The organism is Alitabrizicola rongguiensis, assembly GCF_021491355.1.
Classification (GTDB): domain Bacteria; phylum Pseudomonadota; class Alphaproteobacteria; order Rhodobacterales; family Rhodobacteraceae; genus Aliitabrizicola; species Aliitabrizicola rongguiensis.
The window spans coordinates 765,657-787,963 of the sequence record NZ_JAKENF010000002.1 but is presented as its reverse complement, the minus strand read 5'-3'; the positions used below and the strand labels follow the sequence as shown (position 1 = coordinate 787,963).

Annotated in this window: 14 protein-coding genes; 6 read left to right on the top strand and 8 right to left on the bottom strand. The window is 64.5% G+C overall.

Annotated features, from left to right (window positions below):
* A complete protein-coding gene (locus L0V05_RS09740; protein ID WP_234869913.1) occupies nt 1–3,144 on the top strand; it encodes an efflux RND transporter permease subunit in 3,144 nt (1,047 codons plus the stop codon).
* A gap of 2 nt (nt 3,145–3,146) precedes the next feature.
* Nucleotides 3,147–3,455 carry a Rieske (2Fe-2S) protein gene (locus L0V05_RS09735; RefSeq protein WP_234869912.1) on the top strand — a complete coding sequence of 103 codons (309 nt, stop codon included), beginning with the start codon at nt 3,147–3,149 and terminating at the stop codon, nt 3,453–3,455.
* Here L0V05_RS09735 and L0V05_RS09730 read toward each other — a convergent pair.
* From L0V05_RS09730 to L0V05_RS09720, 3 genes are all read right to left on the bottom strand, one after another.
* A complete protein-coding gene (locus tag L0V05_RS09730) occupies nt 3,452–5,152 on the bottom strand; it encodes a hypothetical protein (protein ID WP_234869911.1) in 1,701 nt (566 codons plus the stop codon). The genes L0V05_RS09735 and L0V05_RS09730 overlap by 4 nt on opposite strands.
* Nucleotides 5,153–5,160: 8 nt before the next feature.
* Nucleotides 5,161–6,537, bottom strand: a complete 1,377-nt coding sequence (locus L0V05_RS09725) for a M20/M25/M40 family metallo-hydrolase (protein WP_234869910.1) — start codon at nt 6,535–6,537, stop codon at nt 5,161–5,163.
* Nucleotides 6,538–6,603: 66 nt separating this feature from the next.
* On the bottom strand, nt 6,604–8,412 hold the full coding sequence (locus L0V05_RS09720; RefSeq protein ID WP_234869909.1) for an SLC13 family permease: 1,809 nt from the start codon (nt 8,410–8,412) through the stop codon (nt 6,604–6,606).
* 204 nt (nt 8,413–8,616) lie between these two features.
* Between L0V05_RS09720 and L0V05_RS09715 the strand changes: the two genes are divergently transcribed.
* The 3 genes from L0V05_RS09715 (at nt 8,617) to L0V05_RS09705 (ending at nt 14,434) form a co-directional block, all read left to right on the top strand.
* Nucleotides 8,617–10,164: an AbgT family transporter gene (locus L0V05_RS09715; protein ID WP_234869908.1), complete on the top strand. Its 1,548-nt coding sequence runs from the start codon at nt 8,617–8,619 to the stop codon at nt 10,162–10,164.
* A 119-nt stretch (nt 10,165–10,283) separates the two neighbouring features.
* Nucleotides 10,284–11,387, top strand: a complete 1,104-nt coding sequence (locus L0V05_RS09710) for an efflux RND transporter periplasmic adaptor subunit (RefSeq protein WP_234869907.1) — start codon at nt 10,284–10,286, stop codon at nt 11,385–11,387.
* Nucleotides 11,384–14,434: an efflux RND transporter permease subunit gene (locus L0V05_RS09705; protein WP_234869906.1), complete on the top strand. Its 3,051-nt coding sequence runs from the start codon at nt 11,384–11,386 to the stop codon at nt 14,432–14,434. The genes L0V05_RS09710 and L0V05_RS09705 overlap by 4 nt, the downstream gene beginning before the upstream one ends.
* Before the next feature lie 22 nt (nt 14,435–14,456).
* Here L0V05_RS09705 and L0V05_RS09700 read toward each other — a convergent pair whose 3' ends face one another.
* Nucleotides 14,457–15,566, bottom strand: a complete 1,110-nt coding sequence (locus tag L0V05_RS09700; protein WP_234869905.1) for an alpha/beta hydrolase — start codon at nt 15,564–15,566, stop codon at nt 14,457–14,459.
* Nucleotides 15,567–15,588: 22 nt separating this feature from the next.
* Nucleotides 15,589–16,662 (bottom strand): patatin-like phospholipase family protein, encoded by a 1,074-nt coding sequence (locus tag L0V05_RS09695; RefSeq protein WP_234869904.1) that lies wholly within the window; start codon nt 16,660–16,662, stop codon nt 15,589–15,591.
* Nucleotides 16,663–16,854: 192 nt separating this feature from the next.
* Here L0V05_RS09695 and L0V05_RS09690 point away from each other — a divergent pair, with 192 nt between their 5' ends.
* Nucleotides 16,855–18,714 (top strand): OmpA family protein, encoded by a 1,860-nt coding sequence (locus tag L0V05_RS09690; RefSeq protein WP_234869903.1) that lies wholly within the window; start codon nt 16,855–16,857, stop codon nt 18,712–18,714.
* On the opposite strand, the gene L0V05_RS09685 is transcribed toward L0V05_RS09690, so the two are convergent.
* The 3 genes from L0V05_RS09685 to L0V05_RS09675 all read right to left on the bottom strand — a co-directional run bounded on the left by L0V05_RS09685 (nt 18,711) and on the right by L0V05_RS09675 (nt 22,208).
* The gene (locus tag L0V05_RS09685) at nt 18,711–19,292 is read right to left on the bottom strand and encodes a LysE family translocator (protein ID WP_234869902.1); all 582 of its coding nucleotides are present in this window, start codon (nt 19,290–19,292) and stop codon (nt 18,711–18,713) included. The genes L0V05_RS09690 and L0V05_RS09685 overlap by 4 nt on opposite strands.
* A 52-nt stretch (nt 19,293–19,344) precedes the next feature.
* The gene (locus L0V05_RS09680; protein WP_234869901.1) at nt 19,345–20,997 is read right to left on the bottom strand and encodes an alpha/beta hydrolase; all 1,653 of its coding nucleotides are present in this window, start codon (nt 20,995–20,997) and stop codon (nt 19,345–19,347) included.
* A gap of 89 nt (nt 20,998–21,086) precedes the next feature.
* Nucleotides 21,087–22,208, bottom strand: a complete 1,122-nt coding sequence (locus L0V05_RS09675) for a baeRF11 domain-containing protein (RefSeq protein ID WP_234869900.1) — start codon at nt 22,206–22,208, stop codon at nt 21,087–21,089.
* Nucleotides 22,209–22,307: the final 99 nt, after the last annotated feature.

Sequence of the window (22,307 nt, the reverse complement as noted above, 5' to 3'; positions counted from 1 at the left end):
ATGTTTGCCGACATCTTCATTGCCCGTCCGCGGCTGGCGGCGGTCATCTCGATCGTGCTGACCATTGCGGGCTTCATCGCCATGTCGGTCATGCCGATCGAGCAGTTCCCGAACATCGTGCCGCCGCAGGTTTCGGTGACCGCGTCTTATCCCGGCGCCAGCGCCGAGGTGACGGAGCAAACCGTCGCCCAGGTGATCGAGGACAAGGTCGTCGGCGTGGACGACTCCATTTACATGCGTTCGACCTCGGGTGCCGACGGGTCCTACACCCTTACCGTGTCCTTCGCCGTTGGCACCGATCCCGATATTGCGACGGTCAACGTCCAGAACCGTGTGTCGCTGGCAACGCCGCTTCTGCCGTCCGAAGTGCGTCAGACCGGGGTCAAGGTTGCGAAGAAGTCTTCGGCGCTGCTGATGGGCGTGGCGCTTCATTCTCCCGACGCAAGCCAGACAGCGGCAACGCTGACCAACTATGCCCGGATCAGCCTGCTCGATGCGCTGAAGCGGGTGCCGGGCGTCGGCGATGCCTCGATCTTTTCTTCGAACGAGTTCGCGATGCGGATCGTGCTCGACTCGAACCGGCTGGCCTCGTTCAGCCTTACGCCGTCCGATGTCTCGAACGCGCTGAAGACGCAGAACATCCAGGCCGCCATCGGCCGGGTGGGCGCCCAGCCGATGGTCAAGGATCCCGGACTGCAACTGAACGTGCAGACGCAAGGTCGCCTTTCGGACCCGGCCGAGTTCGCCAAGATCATCATCCGCGCAAACCCTGATGGATCGACCGTGACCATCGGCGACATCGCCGATGTGCAACTGGGCGAAAAGAACTCGGATGTCCTTACGTCGTTCGACGGCGCGCCAGCAACGCTGATCGGACTTTACCTTTCGCCGGGCGCGAACTCGCTGGCCGCGGCAGCGGGTGTGAAGCAGGTCATGGCCGAGATGCAGGCGGATTTCCCGCCCGGGGTGACCTATGACCTGGTCGGGGACAGTTCGATCTTCGTCAAGGAGAGCATCTCCGAGGTAGAGCATACGTTGATCGAAGCGTTCGTGCTGGTCGTGGTCGTTGTCTTCATCTTCCTTGGCAGCCTGCGTGCGACCATCATCCCGGTCATTGCCGTGCCGGTGGCGCTGATTGGCACTTTCGCGATCATGCTGGCCCTGGGCTTTACCATCAACACCGTCTCGCTTTTGGCGATGGTGCTGGCGATCGGTATCGTCGTCGATGACGCCATCGTGGTGGTTGAGGCCGTTGAAGCCAAGATGCACGACCACCCGGAGATGACCCCGGCGCAAGCCACCAGCGCCGCGATGAGCGAAATCACCGGGCCTATCATCGCGATCACGCTGGTGCTCTTGTCCGTCTTCGTGCCGGTGGCCTTCATCCCCGGCATTTCCGGGCAGCTGTTCCAGCAATTCGCCGTGACCGTTTCTGTCTCGATGGTGATTTCGGCGATCAACGCCCTGTCGCTGTCGCCGGCGCTTTGCGCGATCATCCTCAAGCCCCATCACGGGCCGCGAAAAGGGGTGATGGGCTGGATTTCCCGCGGCATCGACAAGACGCGCGACGGCTATGCCTACGTCGCGGGCGCAATCGCTCGGCGATCGATCATCGGGCTGGTGCTGCTTGCCGCAGCGCTCGGGCTTTCGGGCTGGCTGTTCAAGACGGTGCCGACCGGGTTTCTGCCGGCAGAGGATCAGGGCTATTACATGATCGAGACGCGCCTGCCCGATGCCGCTTCGGTCAACCGGACGGCAGCGGTGCAGGCAAAGGTGATCGAGATGGTCCGGGCGATCCCCGGGGTCAAGAACGTCACCTCGATGACCGGCTATTCCATGCTCGATGGCCTGGCCAGATCGAATGCGGCCTTCACGATCGTTTCGCTCGAGGACTTCGCGGAAAGAACCGATTTCTCGAAGTCTGTCTATGCCGCGCTCAAGCGCACCTATGCCGATGGCGCGGCGATCCGCGAGGCGCAGGTGATCCCCTTCAACCTGCCGCCGATCTCGGGTCTCGGCACCGGGTCGGGTTTCGAGTTCCAGCTGATCGACCGGCAGGGCCGCTCGCCGATCGAACTGGCGGAAACGGCGCGTGGCATCGCGGCGGCGGCGAACCAGGACCCCGGCCTGACTGGCGTCTACACCACGTTCTCGGCGGATACGCCCCAGTTGTTCCTGAACATCGACCGCGACAGGCTCTATGCGCTGGGCGTTCAACTGTCGGACGTGTTCTCGACCCTGCAGGCGATCCTCGGAACAGTCTATGTCAACGACTTCAACCTGTTCGGTCGGGCCTGGCAGGTGCAGCTTGCCGGCTCCGAGGACGACCGGACTTCGGTCAACGACATCGCCAGGGTGCATGTGCGGTCACAGACGACCGGAGAAATGGTTGCGGTCGGTGCCTTCTCTTCACCCGATTACACCGTCGGTCCGATGATGCTGCAGCGCTACAACAACAACCGTTCGGCCACGATCAACGGCGGGCCCTCTGCTGGAGCCTCGTCCGGCCAGGCGATCGCTTCGATGGAGCAGGTCGCGGCCCAGACCCTGCCGCCCGGCTTCGGCTATGAATGGACCGGCACGGCGCTGCAGGAGAAGGAGGCGGCGGGCAAGACCACGATGATCCTCGCCCTTGCCCTGCTGTTCGCCTACCTCTTCCTCGTCGCGCTGTACGAAAGCTGGACAATTCCGGTGCCGGTGATGCTGTCGGTGACCTTTGGCGTCGCCGGGGCAATGGGGGCGCTCAAGCTGACCGGCTTGCCGTTCAACATCTACGCCCAGATCGGCCTTGTGGTGCTGATCGCGCTGGCAGCCAAGAACGCGATCCTGATTGTCGAATTCGCGAAGCTCCGCCGCGAACACGGGGAATCGATCGTCGATGCCGCCATCGACGGAGCGCGGTCGCGCTTTCGTGCGGTGATGATGACGAGCTTCGCCTTCATCGCCGGCCTGATCCCGCTGGTGACGGCGACGGGCGCCAGCATGATCTCCCGCCGGTCCGTGGGCACGGGGGTGGCGGCGGGGATGCTCTCGGCGGCTCTTGTCGGCATCTTCGTCGTGCCGGCCCTCTACGTCGTGTTCCAGTCGATCCGTGAGAGGGTGAAGGGCCGCAAGACGGTCGAGGCCCCGGCGAAGGAGGCGTGAGCATGGGCTGGGTTGTCGTCTGTCCGACTGAAGAACTTCAGGATGAGGAGGCGGTGCCCTTTCATCATGCAGGCCTGCCTTATGTCGTGTTCGAGGCGGATGATGGCACGGTCTTCTGCTGTGCCGGCTCCTGCCCGGTCTGCGATGCTCCTCTGGCAGGGGCGGTACTGGATGGAACGGTGCTCGAATGCCCTGCTGATGGCGCGGCCTTCGACCTGACGGATGGCACCAGCGAAGAAGATGGCCCGCCTTTGCCGGTCTTTTCCGTTCGGGTGGTAAGAGGCCGGGTCGAGGCACAGTTGCCGGACTAGTCCGACCGTACGATCCCGCTGAACCCCGCCACCGCCAGCAGGCCCAGACCAAGACCGGCCAGCGTCTGGAAATAGGCATAAAGTTTGCCGAAGTATCCCGCCGTGATCCTGGTATCAGGTGACCAGAAGTCCTTCTGCCCACTGCCAAGGCCGGGAAAGATCATGTCGGCCGAAAGCATCAGGGCGCTGAACTTCGGATAGGCTGCGGCCTCTGGCTGCTCCTTGAAGCAGGCGAGTTGGGCCTGGCCGGGCAGGGCGCGGCCCTCACGCTCCTGCCCGATAGAGGGAAGGAACAATGTCTGCCCCTGGGGCACGCCGCAAAGCACCCATTCGGGCGAGCGCAGAACCACGGGCGAATTCGGGCGCAGGGCGTTGGTCCGTTCGAGCCACGCATAGTAGAAGCCGCCCAGAAGCCAGAAGACGAGGATCCAGACGAGGGCCAGGAGCGGCAGGCGGCCATAGCCGGTCGTGACCCAGAGCAGCCGGTCGGACATCCAAAGCACCGCCTTGCGAGGCCAGCGGCGGGCCCGGCGGATGCGGGCTTGCCTCTGCAACCGCTCTTTCGCGATCAGGACCGAGCGTTTGTCCTCCTGATGCCCCATCTCGGCCAGGACGCGGGCGAGTTGCTCGTAGGGCTGCGGCCAGAAATCCTCGCCCCATCGGGAGGGGTCCTGCCGCGACAGCCAGTCGAGCCGCTCCTTCGCGCCGACCGGGGCGCCGAGGAAGCCGCCATAGCGGCAGCGGTTCAGAAGCAGATCGCCCGGTTTCGGCCAGCAGGCCGCCTCATCGACGATGGCGCCAAGCGTGGCGCCAGACAGGCTCAGCGCCCCGTCGATGACGGCCTCGTGTCTCAGGAAGAACGCGCCGTCGACCTCGCTTCGGTTGAGGTTCAGCGCGATCTCGCCCGGCGCCCAGAGTCCTGCGCCCGAGGCGTCGGCATCGCCGTCGATACGGGCAGAGACGGCCGAGATGCGACCCGTCACCTCGACCCGTCGAAGGATGAGATCGCCACCGATCTGCACGGCATCCGCTTCGATCGCCGGTCCGTCATGCCGCTCCACATGCGCACCGACGAAATCGAGATCACCGCCGATCTTTGCGCCGGGAAGGGCGATCGTTCCCAGCACCCTGGTCCCACGGAACAGGGCGCCTCCTCGAATGGCGATCCTTTCGGCGCTGACCGCCCGATCGTCGGCGTGAGTGAGCTCGGCGCCATCGAGTGCAAAATCCCCGCCGATCCGCGCGCCCCGTAGCGCGATTGGCCCGCTGATCTGCGCCGAGCGCATCAGGATGTCGCCACGCGCGTCGACCCTGTCGGCCGCGAGGCCGGGCAGCACCGATCCGTCGAAGGACACCGTATCGACCACCGCGGAGCGAAGGACGGGAGGCGCATCGAAGCGGCAGTCGAGCAGGCCGATATCATGCGGGATGCGGCAGCCTTCGAGATCGAGGATGCCCTTGATCCAGGCTCCGGACAGGCGAATGCCCTTCTCGTGCATCTTCGGGAGTCCATCGCCGCCCAGCAGGAGCGCGCGGATGAGCTCGGCCCTCACCAGGCGGTCCGGATCACCCTCGACCGGCAGGGACCCCAGCCGGTCGAAATGGCCTATACCGATGTTCTCGACCAGCACCGCCTCGGCGCGGCTGAGCGCACCGAAGCGGCGGGACAGTTCGGGGTGCCGGTCCGCGTCCGACACCATGGGCCTCAGAGCTGCGCCAGAACCCGGGCCCAGGAGCGGATGCCCTTGTGGAAGCTTGTCAGGCTGTATTTCTCGTTCGGGCTGTGGATGCGGTCATCCGACAGGCCGAAGCCCGCCATGACCACGTCCATGCCGAGCTTTTCCTTGATCATCGTGGTCACGGGGATCGAACCGCCACCGCCGACGAAGGCCGCCTGCTTGCCCCATTCGTCCGACATGCCAGCCTGCGTGCGCTGGAAGGCGGGGGCGGAGACCTCGAAGGCCACGGCACGGCCCGAGCCGAACTCGGTGAACTCCACCCGGCAGTCCTTGGGCACGCGGGCCTTCACGAAGTCGCGGAAGGCGGCGCGGATCTTGTGCGGGTCTTGGTCGTAGACGAGGCGGAAGCTGATCTTAGCCGAGGCAACGGCGGGGATGACGGTCTTGAAGCCGTCCCCGATATAGCCGCCATGCATCCCGTTGACCTCGCAGGTCGGGCGGGACCAGGTCTGTTCGAGCACAGAGCGGCCCTTCTCGCCGGCCGGGATCGACAGGCCCACTTCGCCGAGGAAGGCTTTTTCCGAGAAGCCGAGCTTGTCCCAGCCCGCGAGCAGGTCGGGCGAAGGTTCCGGGACGCCGTCATAGAAGCCGGGGATGGTGATGCGGCCATCTGCATCGCGCAGGTCGGCGATGATACGGGCGAGGATGTGGTTAGGGTTCGCCGCAGCCGAGCCGTAGAAGCCCGAATGCAGGTCGCGGTCGGCGGCATGGATGAAGATCTCCTCGGCGCAGAGGCCGCGGAGGCTTGTAGTGATCGCCGGGGTTTCCTTGTCCCACATGTTCGTGTCGCAGATCATCGCGACATCGGCCTTGAGTTCGTCTTTCGCGGCATCGAGGAAGCCGGGCAGGTTGGCGCCCCCTGACTCTTCCTCGCCTTCCAGAAGGATGGTGATCGGGATCGGCAGCTTGCCCGTGACCGCCTTCCACGCGCGGCAGGCCTCGATGAAGGTCATCATCTGGCCCTTGTCGTCGGAGGCACCGCGTCCGCGGATTTCCTTGCTGCCATCGGGCAGAGTGGCGATCTTCGGCTCGAATGGGTCGCCCTCCCACAGTTCAAGCGGGTCGGCGGGCTGCACGTCGTAATGGCCGTAGAACAGCACCTTGGTGCCCTTGGCGTCGTGGTTCTTGGCCAGCACGATCGGGTGGCCGGGAGTGTCGCGAACCTCGGACTTGAAGCCGATCGCCTCGAGGTCCTTCGAATGCCACTCGGCGCAAGCGCGCGTCTCGCCCGCATAGGCCGGATCAGTCGAAATCGACTTAATCCGTACTGTCTGGAACAGGCGGTCGAGAGCATTGTCGATATCGGCGTCAATATGCGCCAAGACCTTGTCGAGATCGGACATGTGATTTCCTCCCTGAACACATGCGCGGCCGTGCCGGGGCGCGGCCGCCAAAACTGGGTATAGGCCTCAGTAGAACGGCCAGATCAGCGGCACGTAGAAGACCGACAGAATGAAATACCAGATCATCATCGGCAGGCCGAGCTTCCAGTAATCCCCGAACTTATAGGCGCCTGGCTCCATCACCATCAGGTTCGTCGGCGTGGCGACCGGCGTCAGGAGCGCGGCGGCGCAGGCGACCGAAACGCTCATCAGCACGGGCTGGATCGAGATGCCCATCTGCTTGGCCGCGACGACGGCAATCGGGATCACGATCAGTGAGGTGGCCGTGTTCGAGATAACCTGGCCAAGGATGGCCGAGAACAGGAACAGACCAGCAAGCAGCGCATAGGGGCCATGGTCGCCGACGAAGCTCACCAGCCCGTCAGCAAGCATCCGCGCGGCGCCAGTCTGATCCATCGCCGTGGACAATGGTGTCAGAGCGCCGACAAGGATCACGGTCGTCCAGTTGATCGCGCGATAGACCCCGTCAACCGTCAGAACTCCGGTCAGAAGGATGATGCCGGCCGCAAGAAGCCCCGCCACCGCCGGCGGCACCAGCCCGGTTGCAAGCAGGATCACCATGATCGCGAGTGCGATCAGGACGGTCTGTGCACCCGGACCCATCGGCACGGCCTGTCGACGCACCAGATCGGGCGAGTTCACCACGAGTACTTCGGCCGGATGCAGCCGTTTGTCGAGCGCCGACCATGTGCCCTGCAGCAGCAACGTGTCGCCGGCAGCCAGCGCCTCGCCCGGTTGCAGATCCGCGCCCTGACGCTGGATCGCAAGCACGATCAGGTCGCCGCTTTCCGTCACCATGCCGGGGAAGAACCGTTTGCCGATCAGGGGCGACCGTGGCGGAACCAGCACTTCGGCCAGGCCGGAGTCCCGGTTGAACAGTTGGTCAGTCACACCGCCCGCAGGCACATCCTCGCGGAAGGCGAGACCTTGTTCGACTGCCAGTTCTGCCGCCGCATCGGCAGGGCCCTTGAGCACCAGGATGTCGTTCTCGGCGACGGAGTCACTGCGGATTGGGCGGCCCTCGTGATCCTTCAGGGTGACGAAGCTCAGGCCGCCGGTCGCGACCTTGCCCAACTCTTCGCGCGGGGTTCCGATCAGGGGCGACCCTGCGCGGACCCGCAACTGGTGAACATCGCTCGACAGGCGGTATTGCTCGACCAGCGTCATCGCATGGCGGCTTAGATCGGGGGGAAGTGTCTCGCTGGTGCGGTTCGGCAGCAGCTTTTCACCGAAGAGGACGACGATCGCGATACACCCCAGCACCAACGGAATGCCGACAAGCGCGAACTCGAAGTAGCCGAAGCCGCCGCCCCCGCCATTCTCGGACGCCTCGACGACCAGCACGTTGACCGGACTGCCCGTCAGCATCAGCTGCGAGCCGCAATGTGCGCCGAAGACCAGCGGCATCAGAAGCTGCGACGGCGCACGTCCCAGGCGAATCGCCATCACCACTACAACCGGTAGCAGGGCGGCGACGGCGCCGTTGACGCTGATGAGCGCGGCAAGGACGCCGACAAACGCCATCATCAGCACGATCAGCCGCGTCCGGCTCTCGCCTGCCTGCTTGATGAGGATCTGTCCGGCCCAAGCGGTGACCCCGGAAACCTCTAGCCCGGCCGAGACAACAAACAGCGATGCGATGAAAATGACGGCCGGGTCGCCAAAGCCCGAAAGTGATTGCTGGAGCGTCAGAATTCCCGTTGCCCACAGGGCGAGTGCGGCCGCGATACAGACGGCGATGACGGGCAGTCGGTCCCAGATGAACAGGACGATGATGCCACCGACAATCGCAAATACGGTCCAGATCTCGCTCAAGCCAGCCCCCATTCGCCTTCCTGTTGCGCCGGGATAATGGACGACATGCGCCGAGGTCGGCAACCGCAAATCGGTTGAAGGCCAATCTGGCGACCGAATCTGGAAGCCATTGTCGGGATGCGGTGCTTGCCGACAAAAGCGATTTCGTGCCATGGTCTTGGTCAAAGGGGGGCGGCCACAGCGCCCCGGCGAAGGGGGGCGAGTATGGCAGCGAAACCGCAGGATCCGAAGGCGGCCGGCATGTCCGGTTTCCTTGGGACGATCGAGCGTGTCGGCAACATGGTGCCGCATCCTGCGATCATCTTCTTCCTTCTCATCGGGATCGTGATCCTGCTTTCGGTGATTTTCGCAGCGTTGGGAACGACCGTCACCTACGAGGGGTTTGACCCTGTCGTGAACGATATTGTCGAGCAGACGGCGTCGGTCCGCAGCCTGCTGTCGCCTGACGGTATCCGTTTCATGGTCACGACGCCTGTCTCGAACTTCCTTGGCTTTGCGGGGGTCGGCGTGATCCTCGTTGCCATGATCGGTGTCGGTCTGGCCGAGGAGTCGGGCCTGATCGCCACGCTGGTGCGCAAGATCGTGGCGGTTGCTCCGGCAGGGCTGTTCACCTTTATCATCGTGATGGTGGGGGTCCTGTCCTCGATCGCCGCCGATGCGGGCTATCTGGTGCTTGTTCCTCTGGGCGCTGCCGCCTTCCATTCGATGGGGCGGCATCCTCTGGCCGGCCTTGCGGCGGCCTTTGCCGGCGTCGCGGCGGTCTTCCTGGTCAACGTCTTCGTCACGCCGACCGATGCGCTGCTGGTCGCTGTGACAAACGATGCGATCCATACGGTGAACCCGAATGCGGCGATCAGCGATGTGGGCAACCTTTTCTTCATGATCGCCTCCTCGATCCTGATGGCGATCATTGTCACAATCATCACCGAGAAATTCGTCGAGCCGCGCCTTGGTCCCTATACCGGCGGGCTGCCGATCGAAGGCGGCGTGCAGCTGTCCTCGCAGGAGTCTCAGGGGCTGAAATACGCCGGCCGGGCGCTGCTTGGCTATGTGATCGTCGTTGGCCTGCTGACCGCGCCGCCCGTTCCATGGGGCATCCTGCGCAATCAGGAAACCGGCGGGATCATGGCGGGCTCGCCCTTCATGAGCGGTCTGATCGTGCTCATCAGCCTTCTGTTCCTTGTGGTCGGCTATGCCTACGGCCGCGGCGCGGGCACCATCGCCAACGTGACGGCGGCGATCGGACTGGTGGTCAAGACCTGGAGCAACCTTGCAGGGATGATCTTCCTGCTGTTCGTCATCGCCAATTTCATCGCCTTCTTCAACTTCACCAATCTTGCGACCGTGCTGGCGGTCAATCTGGCCGACTTCCTGCAGACCGTACCGATCGGGGCCGTAGGCTACATCATCCTCTTCGTCGTCGTCGTGGCGATCATCGACATCATCCTGACCGGCGCGCTGGCAAAATGGGCGATCTTGGCACCGGTCTTCGTGCCTCTGTTCATGCGGCTTGGCGGAGATCCGAACCTGGTGCTCGCTACCTACCGGGTCGGCGACAGCCCGATGAATGTCATTACGCCGTTGAACGTCTATCTGGCGGTCATGGTAGGCTTCGCCCAGAAGTACCAGAAGGACGCGGGGATGGGCACCATCATCGCGCTTATGCTGCCATATACGGTGGTTCTGCTGGTGCTGTGGACGCTGTTCCTGATTGGCTGGTATCTGTTGGGAATCCCGCTCGGACCGGCATGAACCGCGCTGACAGCTCGACCTTGCGGCTTGACCGCAGCCCTTCGATTCTGCATCGCAGAGCAAACTGAATGCCCCGGCGGATCGCCCCGGGTGCGCACCTGACGATCAAGGAGCAACCCATGCAGAAACCGCTGGCAGCGCTGCGCAACGCGACACGAATGGCGCTGGTTCTGGGGGTCGTCGCCACTCTCGGTGCCTGCAAGGGTGAGGAAGAGAAACCGGCCGAGGAACAGGCTCGTCCGGTGCGCAGCGTTACGGTACAGCCGCAGACGATGGGCATGACCGTTTCGCTGGCGGGGATCGTCGAAAGCCAGGTGCAGGCAGACCTTGCCTTCCGCATCGGCGGGCGGATGACCGAGCGGGCAGTGGGGGTTGGCGATCAGGTGGAGGCGGGGCAGTTCCTTGCCCGTCTCGACCCGTCCGACGAGGAGAATGGTCTGCGGGCCGCCGAAGCCACGATGACCGCGGCAGAGGGGCAACTCTCCGAGGCGCGCACCAATTTCGACCGGCAACGCCAGCTGTACGACCGTGGTTTCGCGTCGCGTGCGGCCTTCGACCGGGCCGAGACCGGCCTGACCACGGCGGAGTCGCAGGCCGATGCGGCACGGGCGCAATACCTGATCGCCAAGCGTCGGCTGAATGACACCGCCCTTTATGCCGATGCGCCGGGACGTGTCACAGCGATTGGCGCAGAGCCGGGCGAGGTGGTGCAGCCGGGGCGCATGGTCGTGCAGGTGGCGCGCGATGGCGGGCTAGATGCCGTGTTCGACGTACCTGCAAACATCCTTGAAACCAGCCCCGCCGATCCCGAGGTCACCGTCGCGCTGTCTCAAAGCCCGACGATCAGCACCAAGGGCCGCATCCGCGAAGTTGCCCCCCGCGCCGATCTGGTGACCGGAACTTTCCGCGTGCGCGTCGGGCTGATCGACCCGCCGGGCGAGCTTCGGTTGGGGTCCACCGTAACCGGCACGGCCGATTTCGGCGAGGGAACCGTCATCGAGATCCCCGCGACCGCGCTGACCCGCAGCGAAACCGGGCCTGCTGTCTGGGTGATCGACTCGGCCACCATGACAGTGAGCCTGCGCGACATCGAGGTCGAGCGATTCCTGCCGGCAAGCGTGCTGGTCGAGGCGGGGCTTGAGCCCGGCGACGTCGTGGTGACGGCGGGTGTGCAGGCGTTGCGCCCCGGCCAGACCGTTCGCCTGGCCGGAGCGGCGCAATGACAAGCTTCAACCTGTCAAGCTGGGCGCTGAAAAGCCGCCAGTTGACCATCTACCTGATGATCGTCTCGGTGATCGCGGGGGCCTTTGCCTTCATCAATCTCGGCCGCGACGAAGATCCCAGCTTCACCATCAAGACGATGCTTGTCACCGCCGTCTGGCCCGGCGCCACGATGGAGGAGACCCAGACCCAGCTGACCGACCGTCTGGAGCGGCGGCTGGAAGAGACGACGGGCTTGGATGCACTTCAGTCGATCACCCGGCCGGGGATCGTCACCATCTATGTAGACCTGCAGGAATCCTTCCCGCCGGATCGAGTGCCGGCCGTCTGGCAGGAGGTTCGCAACAGTATCGGCGATATCCGCCACACCCTTCCTCCCGGCGTGCTGGGACCGTTCTTCAATGACAGCTTCGGAGACGTGTTCGGCATCATCTACGGGTTCACTGCCGACGGATTCTCGGATCGCGAGTTGCGCGACAATGTCGACATGGTCCGCTCGGAGCTGCTGCGGCAGGTGGATGGCATCGCCAAGGTCGAGTGGATTGGCGTGCAGGATGAACAGATCCTGCTCGAGTTCCTGCCGGACCGTGTGGCCGCGTTGGGCCTCGATTATGGCCGCATCTTCGAGGCGATTGCCGCGCAGAACGTGGTGCGCCCCGCCGGTGTTGTTACCACGGGTCAGGAGAATGTCGCGATCCGGGTGTCGGGCTCGTTCGAGAGTGAGGCCGATCTGCTAAATGTCTCGCTGGTGGCCGATGGCCGCATGATCCGCCTTGGCGATATCGCGACGGTCCGGCGAACCCTGTCTGATCCGCCACAGCCGCTCCTGCGGATCAACGGGCAAAGAGCCATCGCACTAGCGATCTCGATGGCCGAGGGCGGCGACATCCTTGCGCTCGGCCAGAACATCGACAAGGCCATGGCGAACATCAAGGCGGAACTGCCGATTGGGATCGAGCCGATCCTGATTTCGGATCAGCCGGTGGTCGTGGATCAGGCGATCGGCGACTTCACCGAGTCGCTTTGGCAAGCCGTAGCCATTATCCTTGGCGTGAGCTTCATTGCACTCGGGGTGCGCCCGGGGGCGGTCGTCGCGATCACCATTCCCGTTACGCTCGCCATCGTGTTTCTGGTTATGCAGGCTTTCGGGATCGACCTGCACCGCATCTCGCTTGGGGCGCTCATCATCGCCTTGGCGCTTCTGGTCGATGATGCGATGACGACGGTGGACGCGATCCTGCGACGGCTGGCGATCGGTGAGACGATCGATCAGGCGGCCAGTTTCGCCTTCCGAACGCTGGCTGCGCCCATGCTGACCGGAACTCTGGTTACCATCGCAGGCTTCGTGCCGATCGGTTTCGCGCAAAGCTCGGCAGGCGAGTACACGATCTCGATCTTCTACGTCGTCGGGATCGCGCTGATCGCATCGTGGCTGGTGGCGGTTATCTTTGCTCCGTTGGTCAGTTCGGTCCTGCTGAAGCCGCCCGCGACGACCGGAGAACCCGAGAAGCCGGGCGCGGTGCTGCGGGCTTATCAGGGCTTCCTGTCCGTCGCGATGAGGATGCGTTTTCTGACCGTCGCCGTTACCCTCGGCTTGTTCGCCCTTGCCGTCGTGGGCTTGCGTCATGTCGACCGACAGTTCTTCCCGGCCTCGGACCGGCTGGAACTGATCGTCGATTTCCAGCTGCCGCGTGCCAGTTCGATCTTTGCCAGCGAAGATGCGATCCGGCGGATCGAGGATCATATCAAGGAGAGCGGCGAGGCGCAGTTCTACAGCTCTTACGTCGGGCGGAATGTCATCCGCTTCTACCTGCCGCTCTCGATCGAGCCGCCGAGCGATCATCACTCGCAGATCGTCGTCATGGCAAAGGATTTCGACGCGCGCCAGAGGCTCGAGGCGGAACTGTCAGGCTGGCTGGACGAGACCTTCCCCGAGGCGATCAGCCGCGTCAGCCCGCTTGAGCTTGGTCCTCCGGTCGGTTGGCCGGTCCAGTACCGTCTGACCGGCCCGGATGTGGAAACACTCCGCGCCAAGGCAATGGAGCTTGCCGGGGTCGTCGCCTCGGAACCGGACACGCGCCATGTGCATTTCGACTGGATCGAACCGGCCCGCCAACTCAAGATCGAGGTCGATCAGGACCGCGCCCGCCGCCTTGGCCTGACCAGCGCGCAGGTCGCCGCGATCCTCAACACCGCCGTTTCGGGAACGACCGTCTCGCAGCTGCGCGACAACATCTACCTGATCCCGATCGTCGCCCGCGCAGACGAGCAGGACCGGGTTTCGCTTGACACGCTGTCCACGCTGCAGGTGCCCGTCCCCGGGGGCCGCACGGTGGCGCTCGGCCAGTTCGCCACATTCTCCTATGACCAGGAGCAGCCCTTCATCTGGCGCCGCGACCGACTGCCGACCTTGACGATCCTCGCCGATACCGCCCCCGGCGTTACGCCCGAGGCCGTTGTCGAAGCCTTGCAGGACAAGATCGACGCATTCGGTGCAGGACTGCCGGCAGGCTTCGAGGTGCAGACCGGCGGGACAGTCGAAACAAGTGCCGAAAGTCAGGCGTCGGTCTTTGCCGTGGTCCCGCTTATGGCTTTCATCATGGTCACCCTGCTGATGATCCAGCTCCAGAGCTTCCGCGACATGGCGATGGTGATCTGTCTTCTCCCACTTGGGCTGATCGGGGTCGTAGGGGCGCTGCTGTTGTTCCAGCGCTCGCTCGGTTTCGTAGCGATCCTGGGTATCCTTGCGCTGATCGGGATGATCGCGAAAAACGCCGTCATTCTTATCACCCAGATCAATGACGAACGCGCGGCGGGCCTGGGAGTTCGGGAAGCGGCGATAAAGGCGGCAACCAGCCGGTTCCGCCCTCTGCTGTTGACGGCGCTGTCGACCGTCCTGGGCCTTCTGCCGATCGCCCCGACTTTGTTCTGGGGGCCGATGGCCTTCGCGATCATGGGGGGCCTGTTGGTGGCGACACTCCTGACCCTGGTCTTCCTGCCGACGCTATACACGACGCTTCACCGGGACGACACGAAGCCGACCGGTTGAACAGCAGGGCAGGGCGGCGCGATTACTGGACGAAGGGGGCCCGCGCAACGTTGCGCAGGTCCTGGAACACGACGCCGGCTGCGGCGAACCTGGTCTTGCGTTCCTCGTCCTCGAACATGTCCAGCCCGACATTGCCGGTTCCCTGGATGAGCGAGATCATCACCGGGGATGTCGCCACCTTGAAATGACGCAAGCTGTCGCTTTGCGTCTGGACGCCAGACAAGTCGATCAGAGCGACGGGCAGACCACTGACGCGAGCGGGGTCGCTGACCGACCCAAGCCGGTCGGGCGTGCCGCGCAGGAGAGCCGAGAAGCGCAGCGCGCGATCGCGGCTGGACGTGAAGACGTAGACCGACACGTCCGTGCCCTTCAGGGCCTGCATCTGGCGCCGAAAGACCTCGACATCTATGTCGGGGGCCAGAAGGGCGATTGACTGCAGTTTGCGGAAGCCGGACTGCCCTTCGCGTATGGCGCGCTGTCTGACAGCCTCCATCACCACGAAGGCGCCCATCGAATGACCGCTCAGGACGATGTCGGTGGCCTTGGTGCGCGACAGGATCCCGATCAGACGATCAAGGTCGTCGCGGGCGATGAGCGTGGCCTCCCGATCAGTCGCATAGGCGCTGACGCTGGCAGCCGACGGCCAGGAGTAGTTCACCGAAACCCCGGGCGTCCCGTAGTCGGCACGCATCTGCGCCTGCCGCATCAAACCTTCAGCGAAATTGGTGTTGAAGCCGTGGACGAAGACAAAAATCTCTCGCTGGTTCTTCGGCTGTCGGGCCAGTTGGGCGTTGATCGCCTGGATGAAGGCCGTCTCGTCCGCGATGCGCAGGTTGGACACGGCCAGAAAGTCAGTCCGCGGATTGACCGTAGCGCCCGGGAACCTGACCGTCCCCGGGTCGCGGTCGGGGGGCACCGAGACGTATGTTTCGGCAAAGCTCATGCCGGGGGCCACGCGTCCGGAAAAGACTGCCGGATCGGCGGCCTGCGACCGGCTGCTCGCGACCATGATCGGGCGGACGTCTCCGATGGCAGAGGCCGCCGGATCGACGACGATGCTGCCGCGCGGTGCGCATGCGGACAGCGCGACCAGCGCTGTCAGGACCATCGCCCGGAGAAATCCGCCGCGCATCGTTGCGTACTCCCCCACGCAGCTATTCGGCGGCGCGCGGAACGGAGGGTGGCGCGGGCAGATGCGCATCACCTTCCAGGCTGTCGAGGTCGAGCGTCGAGCGTTCGCCGATATGATCGTAATTCTGCGCCAACCACTCTTCGGCCCAGCCACGGCCCAGATCGTAGAGCTTGCGCAGATAGCCCCATTCCGCATTCAGCTTGCTGGATGCCACAAGGTCCTGCACTTCGACATAGGTGTGGATCAGATGAAGATAGGTGTGAGTATAGACCCCGAGGTCGATGTTCCGCTCTTGTGCTACGCGCTGCATCAGGCCGATCGCGCGCAATTCCTTGACCAAGCTGGAGTTGAAGCTGATCTCGTTCACGCGGTTCATGATTTCGCGCGCAGAACGCGGGGCTTCGTGCCGGACCAGCGGGTTGATCTGGACCACGATGATGTCGGGGCTCGCGAGGCTCGACAACAGCGGGTAGAGCGCGGGGTTCCCGGTGAAGCCGCCGTCCCAGTAGAACTCGCCGCCGATTTCGACCGCCGGGAACATCTGCGGCAGACAGGCCGAGGCGAGGACGGGCTCCACCCCCAACTCGCCCGGCCCGAAGACACGCGACCGGCCCGTCCGCACATTTGTCGCCGCGACGTGGACCCGAAGCCCGTTCATCGCGTTGATCCTGTCGAAGTCGACATGTTCGGCAAGAAGCCCCCGCAAGGGATTCAGGCCGAGCGGGTTCAAGTCATAGGGCGAGAACATCCGGCTCATCCCCTCGAAGAAGAGGTAGCCGGGTGAATGGTCGAGACTGTAATTGCCCAGCATTTTGTCCAGCGGGCTCCGCTGGAAGGGCGAAAACAGCGCGGCGTCGCTGACGGCTTTCCAGAACCGCTCGAGACCCGCCCGGGCGCGGTCGCGCCCGCCTGCGGCGAGGCCATCAGCCATGACAACAGCATTCATCGCCCCTGCCGATGTCCCGCTGATGCCGACGATCTCCAGCCTGTCATCTTCGAGCACCCGGTCCAGAACACCCCAGGTCAGCGCACCGTGCGAGCCGCCACCTTGAAGGGCAAGGTTGATGGGCTTCGTCTTGCGGGGGGCGCGGGCCATCGGAACTCCTTCGCGGCCAATCTGGCCAATCTTCGAAAAGCTTCCGTGAAGCCTAACCTGCCGGCGCACCCGGCACAATCGACCAAGGCGGGATACCGCCTGCCGCAGCAAACGGCGATTTGGCAGGGTTGGCCCTTACGCCCGGCATGCTTAGTTCTGATGGATACCGGCGAGCGAGAAAGGCACTGACCCATGCGGCACCACCCGATCCTTCGGACGACGACGGCGTTGACCCTGTCTCTTTCAATCGTCAACGGCGGTGTGGCTTCGGCCCAGATCCCCGGTCTTGCGCGTGTCTTGCCAGTTGCCTCAGCAGATGAGGCGCGCATCTGGCTGGCCCAGTCGGATAGCGACTGTTCGACAGATCCCGGCGCGCCGGGCTGCGCGGCAACCGAGACCCAACCTGCGAATGAAGGCGCGACGTCGCCCGATGGCACCGCGCCCACCACCGATCCAGCTGCATCTGCTCCTGAGACCCCGCCACCCGCCGAAGAGCAGCAGGCAGAGTCGCCGCCTGCCGACGCAACACCATCCGAGGCACCCACGGAAGCAGCACCCTCTGCGCAGGAGCCGGCGCCAGACGCAACTGAGGCTCCGGCCGAGCCGCTTTCCGCCGCGCCGGAGCCAGAGGCGCAGCCCGTAACGACCGTCACGGAAAGCCCTGCTGAAACCGCGCCGCAGCCTGTGACAAACGAAGAACCAGCCGCGCCCGCTCCGGCCGAGATCCAAGCGCAGCCGGTGGAGGAGGGAAGCGAGACCCAGCCGGCGACTCCATCCGCCCAGCAACCCGCAACCGAGCCGACGGATCCTGCCCCTGAAGTCGGACAGGCGACCGATGCGGAGGCACCCCCAACGACAGATGCCGCGCCTGCTGACCAGCCGGTTGCCGAGACCGCTCCGTTGCCGACTGCAGAGGAACAGGCCGTTTTGGACGTGCTGCTGGCGAAGCCCGAAGTCGCGTCGGCCGTCGACACGCTGGAGCAGGCCATTGCTCCGACGGGGGAAGCCTCTGCGCCCGCGGCGGCGGCTGCCGCACTCGAAGGCCTCGCGCCGCCACCGGCCGAGACGTCGACGCAGACCATCTCCGCCGAGACTGCCCGAAGCAGCGAGCAGGATTTCCAGACCAAGGTAACCACGGCCGCCCCCACTTCTGCCGAGAAAAAGAGCGGGCTTTCCGATCTGGAAAAGGCCGGACTCGTCGCGCTCGGCGCGGTTGCTGTGGGCATGATGGTGGCCAACAACCGGGTTGTTGCGAATTCCGGCGACAGGGTGGTTGTCGATCAGGGCAACGGCAACCTGGCTGTGTGGAAGGACGATGACGCGCTGTTGCGGCAGCCTGGCGTGGTCGAGACGACGCAACGATATTCGGACGGCTCAACGCTCAGTTCAATCGCGCGCGGAGACGGCAGCACGGTCGAGACTGTGCGCGATGCGACGGGACGGGTCCTGCGCCGCGAGATCGTCTTTCCGAACGGGCAGCGCGTCGGGATCATCGACGATACGCGCCCTGTGAAGCCGGTCGATGTCAGCAGCCTGCCGAAACCACGCGTGCCATCGCTCAGCCTTCTTGACGATATGGACATCGCCGAGCTGCGTGGCCAGTTGGCTGAAGCGGAGCAGCCCGGTCTTGACCGCTACAGTCTTGCGCAGGTCCGGGGGATTGCAGAGTTGCGCGCGCTCGCGCCGGAACTCAGCCCCCGGCCGATTACCTTTGCCACGGCCTCGTCGGCCATCCCGCCTGAACAGGCTGGTCGGCTGGGACAGCTTGCGAAATTGATGGCCGACATCATTGCTGACGACCCTCGTGCCCTTTTTCTGGTCGAGGGCCATACCGATGCGGTCGGGAGCGCGGCCTACAATCTTGCCTTGTCGGACCGGCGGGCGGAATCGGTGGCGCTTGCACTGACGCAGGTTTTCGGCATTCCGCCGGAAAACCTTGTGGTCCAGGGCTATGGCGAGCGTTTCCTGAAGGTTCCGTCGGCGGGTGACGAACCGCGCAACCGTCGAGTGGCGGTACGCGACATCACCTGGCTGGTGGAGGGCAGCAGCTAGATCGCAGAGGCGACCAAGCCGAGCGCTACAATCCCCAGGTAGCCGGCAGCCCCGCGCCGCAGTGGTTTCGGCAGTCCGCTTTCGGTCAGGCGACCGAGGACGGCTCCGGCTCCGATCCAGCAGAGGGAAGCAAGAATGATGATGCCGGCCAGCCCGGCAAGCCACGGCAGCAGTGCGGTAAAGCTGCCGGTCGCGGGCAGGACAGCAAGTCCGATGATCAGCCCCTTTGGGTTAAGGAGCGTGGTCACGAAGATGCGGACAGGTGTCACCGTCCGGTCCGGGCCGGTCACGGGCGGGGCCTGCCAAAGCCGCACAGCCAGGTAGATAACCCAGGTCGCCGCCACGAGCCTGACTGTCTCTGCCACGGACGGATGGCCCTGAAGGAACGGGCCGCCGAACAGCGAGAGAGGCGTGACGACCAGCAGATAGGCCGTGACTTCGGCAACGGTCAGGCCAAGCGAGCGCCGCAGACCGCGCGAGGCACCGCCCACTGCAAGCAGCGTGTTGGTTGGACCGGGAGAGAACAGCAGCGCGATCAGTGCTGCCGAAAAGGCGAGGGGTGTCATCATGTCGCTCATGGATCGGTTGCCGCCTGCCTATCAGCCTCGCCGGATTCGCCCTTGACCCATGTCAATCGCGCGCCGCCGCGACCTTGGCCTTCAGCGCGTCCAGACCTTTCGGCGTCCAGCCCGGTGCGTCGGTGAGCGACGCCCAGGCATCGAGGTAATGCGGGAAGGCATAGGTGTGCCCATGCCCCATCGGAGGTGTCGTGGCCAGCATGATGTCGATGCCAAGTTGCAGGAAGGTTACGACCGGAATCCAGTTGAAATCCGGGCTGACATCGGGGCCAAGCGGCTGTTGCAGCCAAGCCGGTCGCCGCCAGAGTGCATAGGGGTCGAAGAACGTCACCGCATCCGAGGCATATTGCAGGTAGATGATCCGGTAGGGACCCCACGGTGCAGGGGCATCGTCCAGCTTGTTCTCCTGCGAGGTGAAGCGGATCACCGAGCCGTCGCGGAACTCTGGCAGCCAGGCGGGTGTGCCCGGATTGCGTTGCGCCGTCACGCTATTCCAGGTGCGGCTTGGGAAGGGCGGGCCGACCCAGAGCGCGCCCTGATAGGGATCGCCGATCACCTGGAACAGGTCGTGGCTGAGGTCCGAGTTGAACGAGCCAAGGCTCAGGCCGTTCAGGTAAAGTCGCGGCCGACTGTCTTTGGGCAGGTTGTGCCAATGGTCATAGACCTTGGCGAAGACGGCGCGCGCGGTCTCGATGCCATAAGTCGGGTCTGCCAAGAGTGCCAGCCAGCTTGCCAGATAGGAATACTGGACCGAGACACTGGCCACGTCGCCATGAAGCACGTATTCCAGCGCCGACTGTCCTTCGGGGTCCACCCAGCCGGTTCCGGTGGGCGTCACGATAACCAGGTTTGACCGATCGAAGGCGCCGATGCGGATCAACTCATCCAAGGCAAGCTGGGCGCGCTCCTCGACAGTATCGGCGGAATTCAGCCCGACATAGACGCGGAGTGGCTCCTGCGCGGGCATCCCGGTCATTGCCTCGATCATCGTCTTGTCAGGCATTGCCGCAATGGTCTCGCGCCCGGCGCGGCCCAGGCCTTCCCAGGTCAGCAGAGATCCGGGACCGCCGGTCTTCATTGGATCGGTGGGTTGAGGGCTGCCATCCTCGAAGGTGGCATCGAGCGTTGCATAGACCCGGTCAAAGGCGAGGAACGCTTGGTGGACGATCACGCCGCTGCCGATGTTCCAGAACAGAAGAGCGGTCGCGACGAGGCCGATGATCACGGCGACCGGTCCCGGAATCCAATGCGCGAGCCGCGTCGAAAGCACAAGAACAAGCCGCCGGAACACCCGGCCGAGCCCAAGCAGGATCAGGAAGACGGCCAGCGCGACGACGGCAATGGTGATAGGGCCGACACTGGCGATAGGCGGCATGTCCATCACCTCGCGCAGCCGGTTCTGCCAGCCTGATGCCTTCCAAAGAGCGATGATTAGCACGAGCGTGCAAAGCGCGATCACCGCGATCTTGATCCGCCTCAGCGCCTGCTCTTCCATGACCGGCAGCTTCAGCCCGAGCCATAGGTATCGCAGGGCCCAGCCAAGGCCGTAGCCCGCTCCAAGAGTGAATCCAGTAAGCGCGCCCTGCACGACCGGATGCCGCGGCACGAGACTGGGGGTCAGCGACGCAGCGGCGAACAGGGTCGCCAAGATCAGCCCCGTTGCCGTGAACGAGGTCAGGAAACTTGCAATACGGTGGGGAATCATGCGCGGCGGCCCTTCACCAGAGGTGCGGCAACCCTATCGCGCTGACACGGCGTGGAAAAGCGGCGCGAGAGGACGCGCCGCCTGCCGGATCAGATTGCGTAGCGCAGGATAGCGGCCAGCGCGCCGTTTCCGGGCACGTCTGCTTTCCGGGCCGAAATCACCCTCGCGCCGGCTTTCAGCGCGCGACTGGCGATCTCGTCGACGATCCCGTAGTTCGCGGCGTCGGCCTCCGTTTCGAAGGTCACGGTGCCGTCCTCGTCTGACACGGTGCCGACCACGACCTGATCCATGTCGACGATCAGTGTCTCTACCGCCCCATAGGTTGCGGCCCTCGCGGCCTGAGCAATGTCGGTCGTCGCCCGTCCCTGCGCGGCACGGTCGGCAAACTGGGCGGCCACCTCTGCGATCTGGCCTTCGTAGATCCGGTCGAGAACGCCACGTGCCGCCGCCGCCAGTTCGTGATCGGGCGTGTGGTCGGCGGAGCCGGAAATCACATCGGTCGCCGTATGGGCATAGGTCGAAACCGAGCGGTAAATGGAGCTCATCGGTTCTGCCGCCGCGATGATGAGCGGGGTTTCATGGCCGGCGAGCACCGGGCGCAGAGCCTGGGCGACGGTGCGGGCATAACGCGTCATCAGCGCATGCTCGCTCGTCTTCTCGCCGGTCGTGCCAGCACCGGTGCGCTCGCCATGGCTGCGCCGGCCAAGCGCATCGGCCATCGATTTGGGCAGCCCCGGAACCTTGACCTCAAGCGGCGGCAGGTCGCTGCTGATCTCGACCAAGCGCAGGGCGCCCATGCCGATGGCCAGAACGAAGGCATGATGCGGAAAGGTGATCGACCGCAGGAGCGGCTTGATATGGAAGCGGTCCGAGACCTCGACCATGCTGACCAGCTTGTTGGGCAGGCGGAAAGTGGTGAGGCTGTCCGGGGTCACGAAGACGGCAAGGCTGTTGGCCTGGAACGCCCAGAACTCGTCGTCCTCGACGACATGACCGACCGCCTCTTCGATCGGCCAGATGCTCCGCTTGGGTGTGCCCGCAGCCTCGAGCTGGGCAACCGCGTCCTTGAGCAGGTTCTTCAGCTCAATGCGGTCCTGCTGCGCCCCTTCGGTCAACGGCGTGGTCGCGACATAGATCGATACACAGGGACCGCCCCGCGTGTTGATGAGTTTCAGGATGTCGGCGCGGGTCGGCAGGTCGATATGCAGCATGTCTCGCTCTCCAATGATCCAGCGGCGCGACGTGTATCGCGCGAGGTCAGATATACTTGTGGCTCAAGACGTCCCGCTCGGCCTTGTTGCAAATCAACC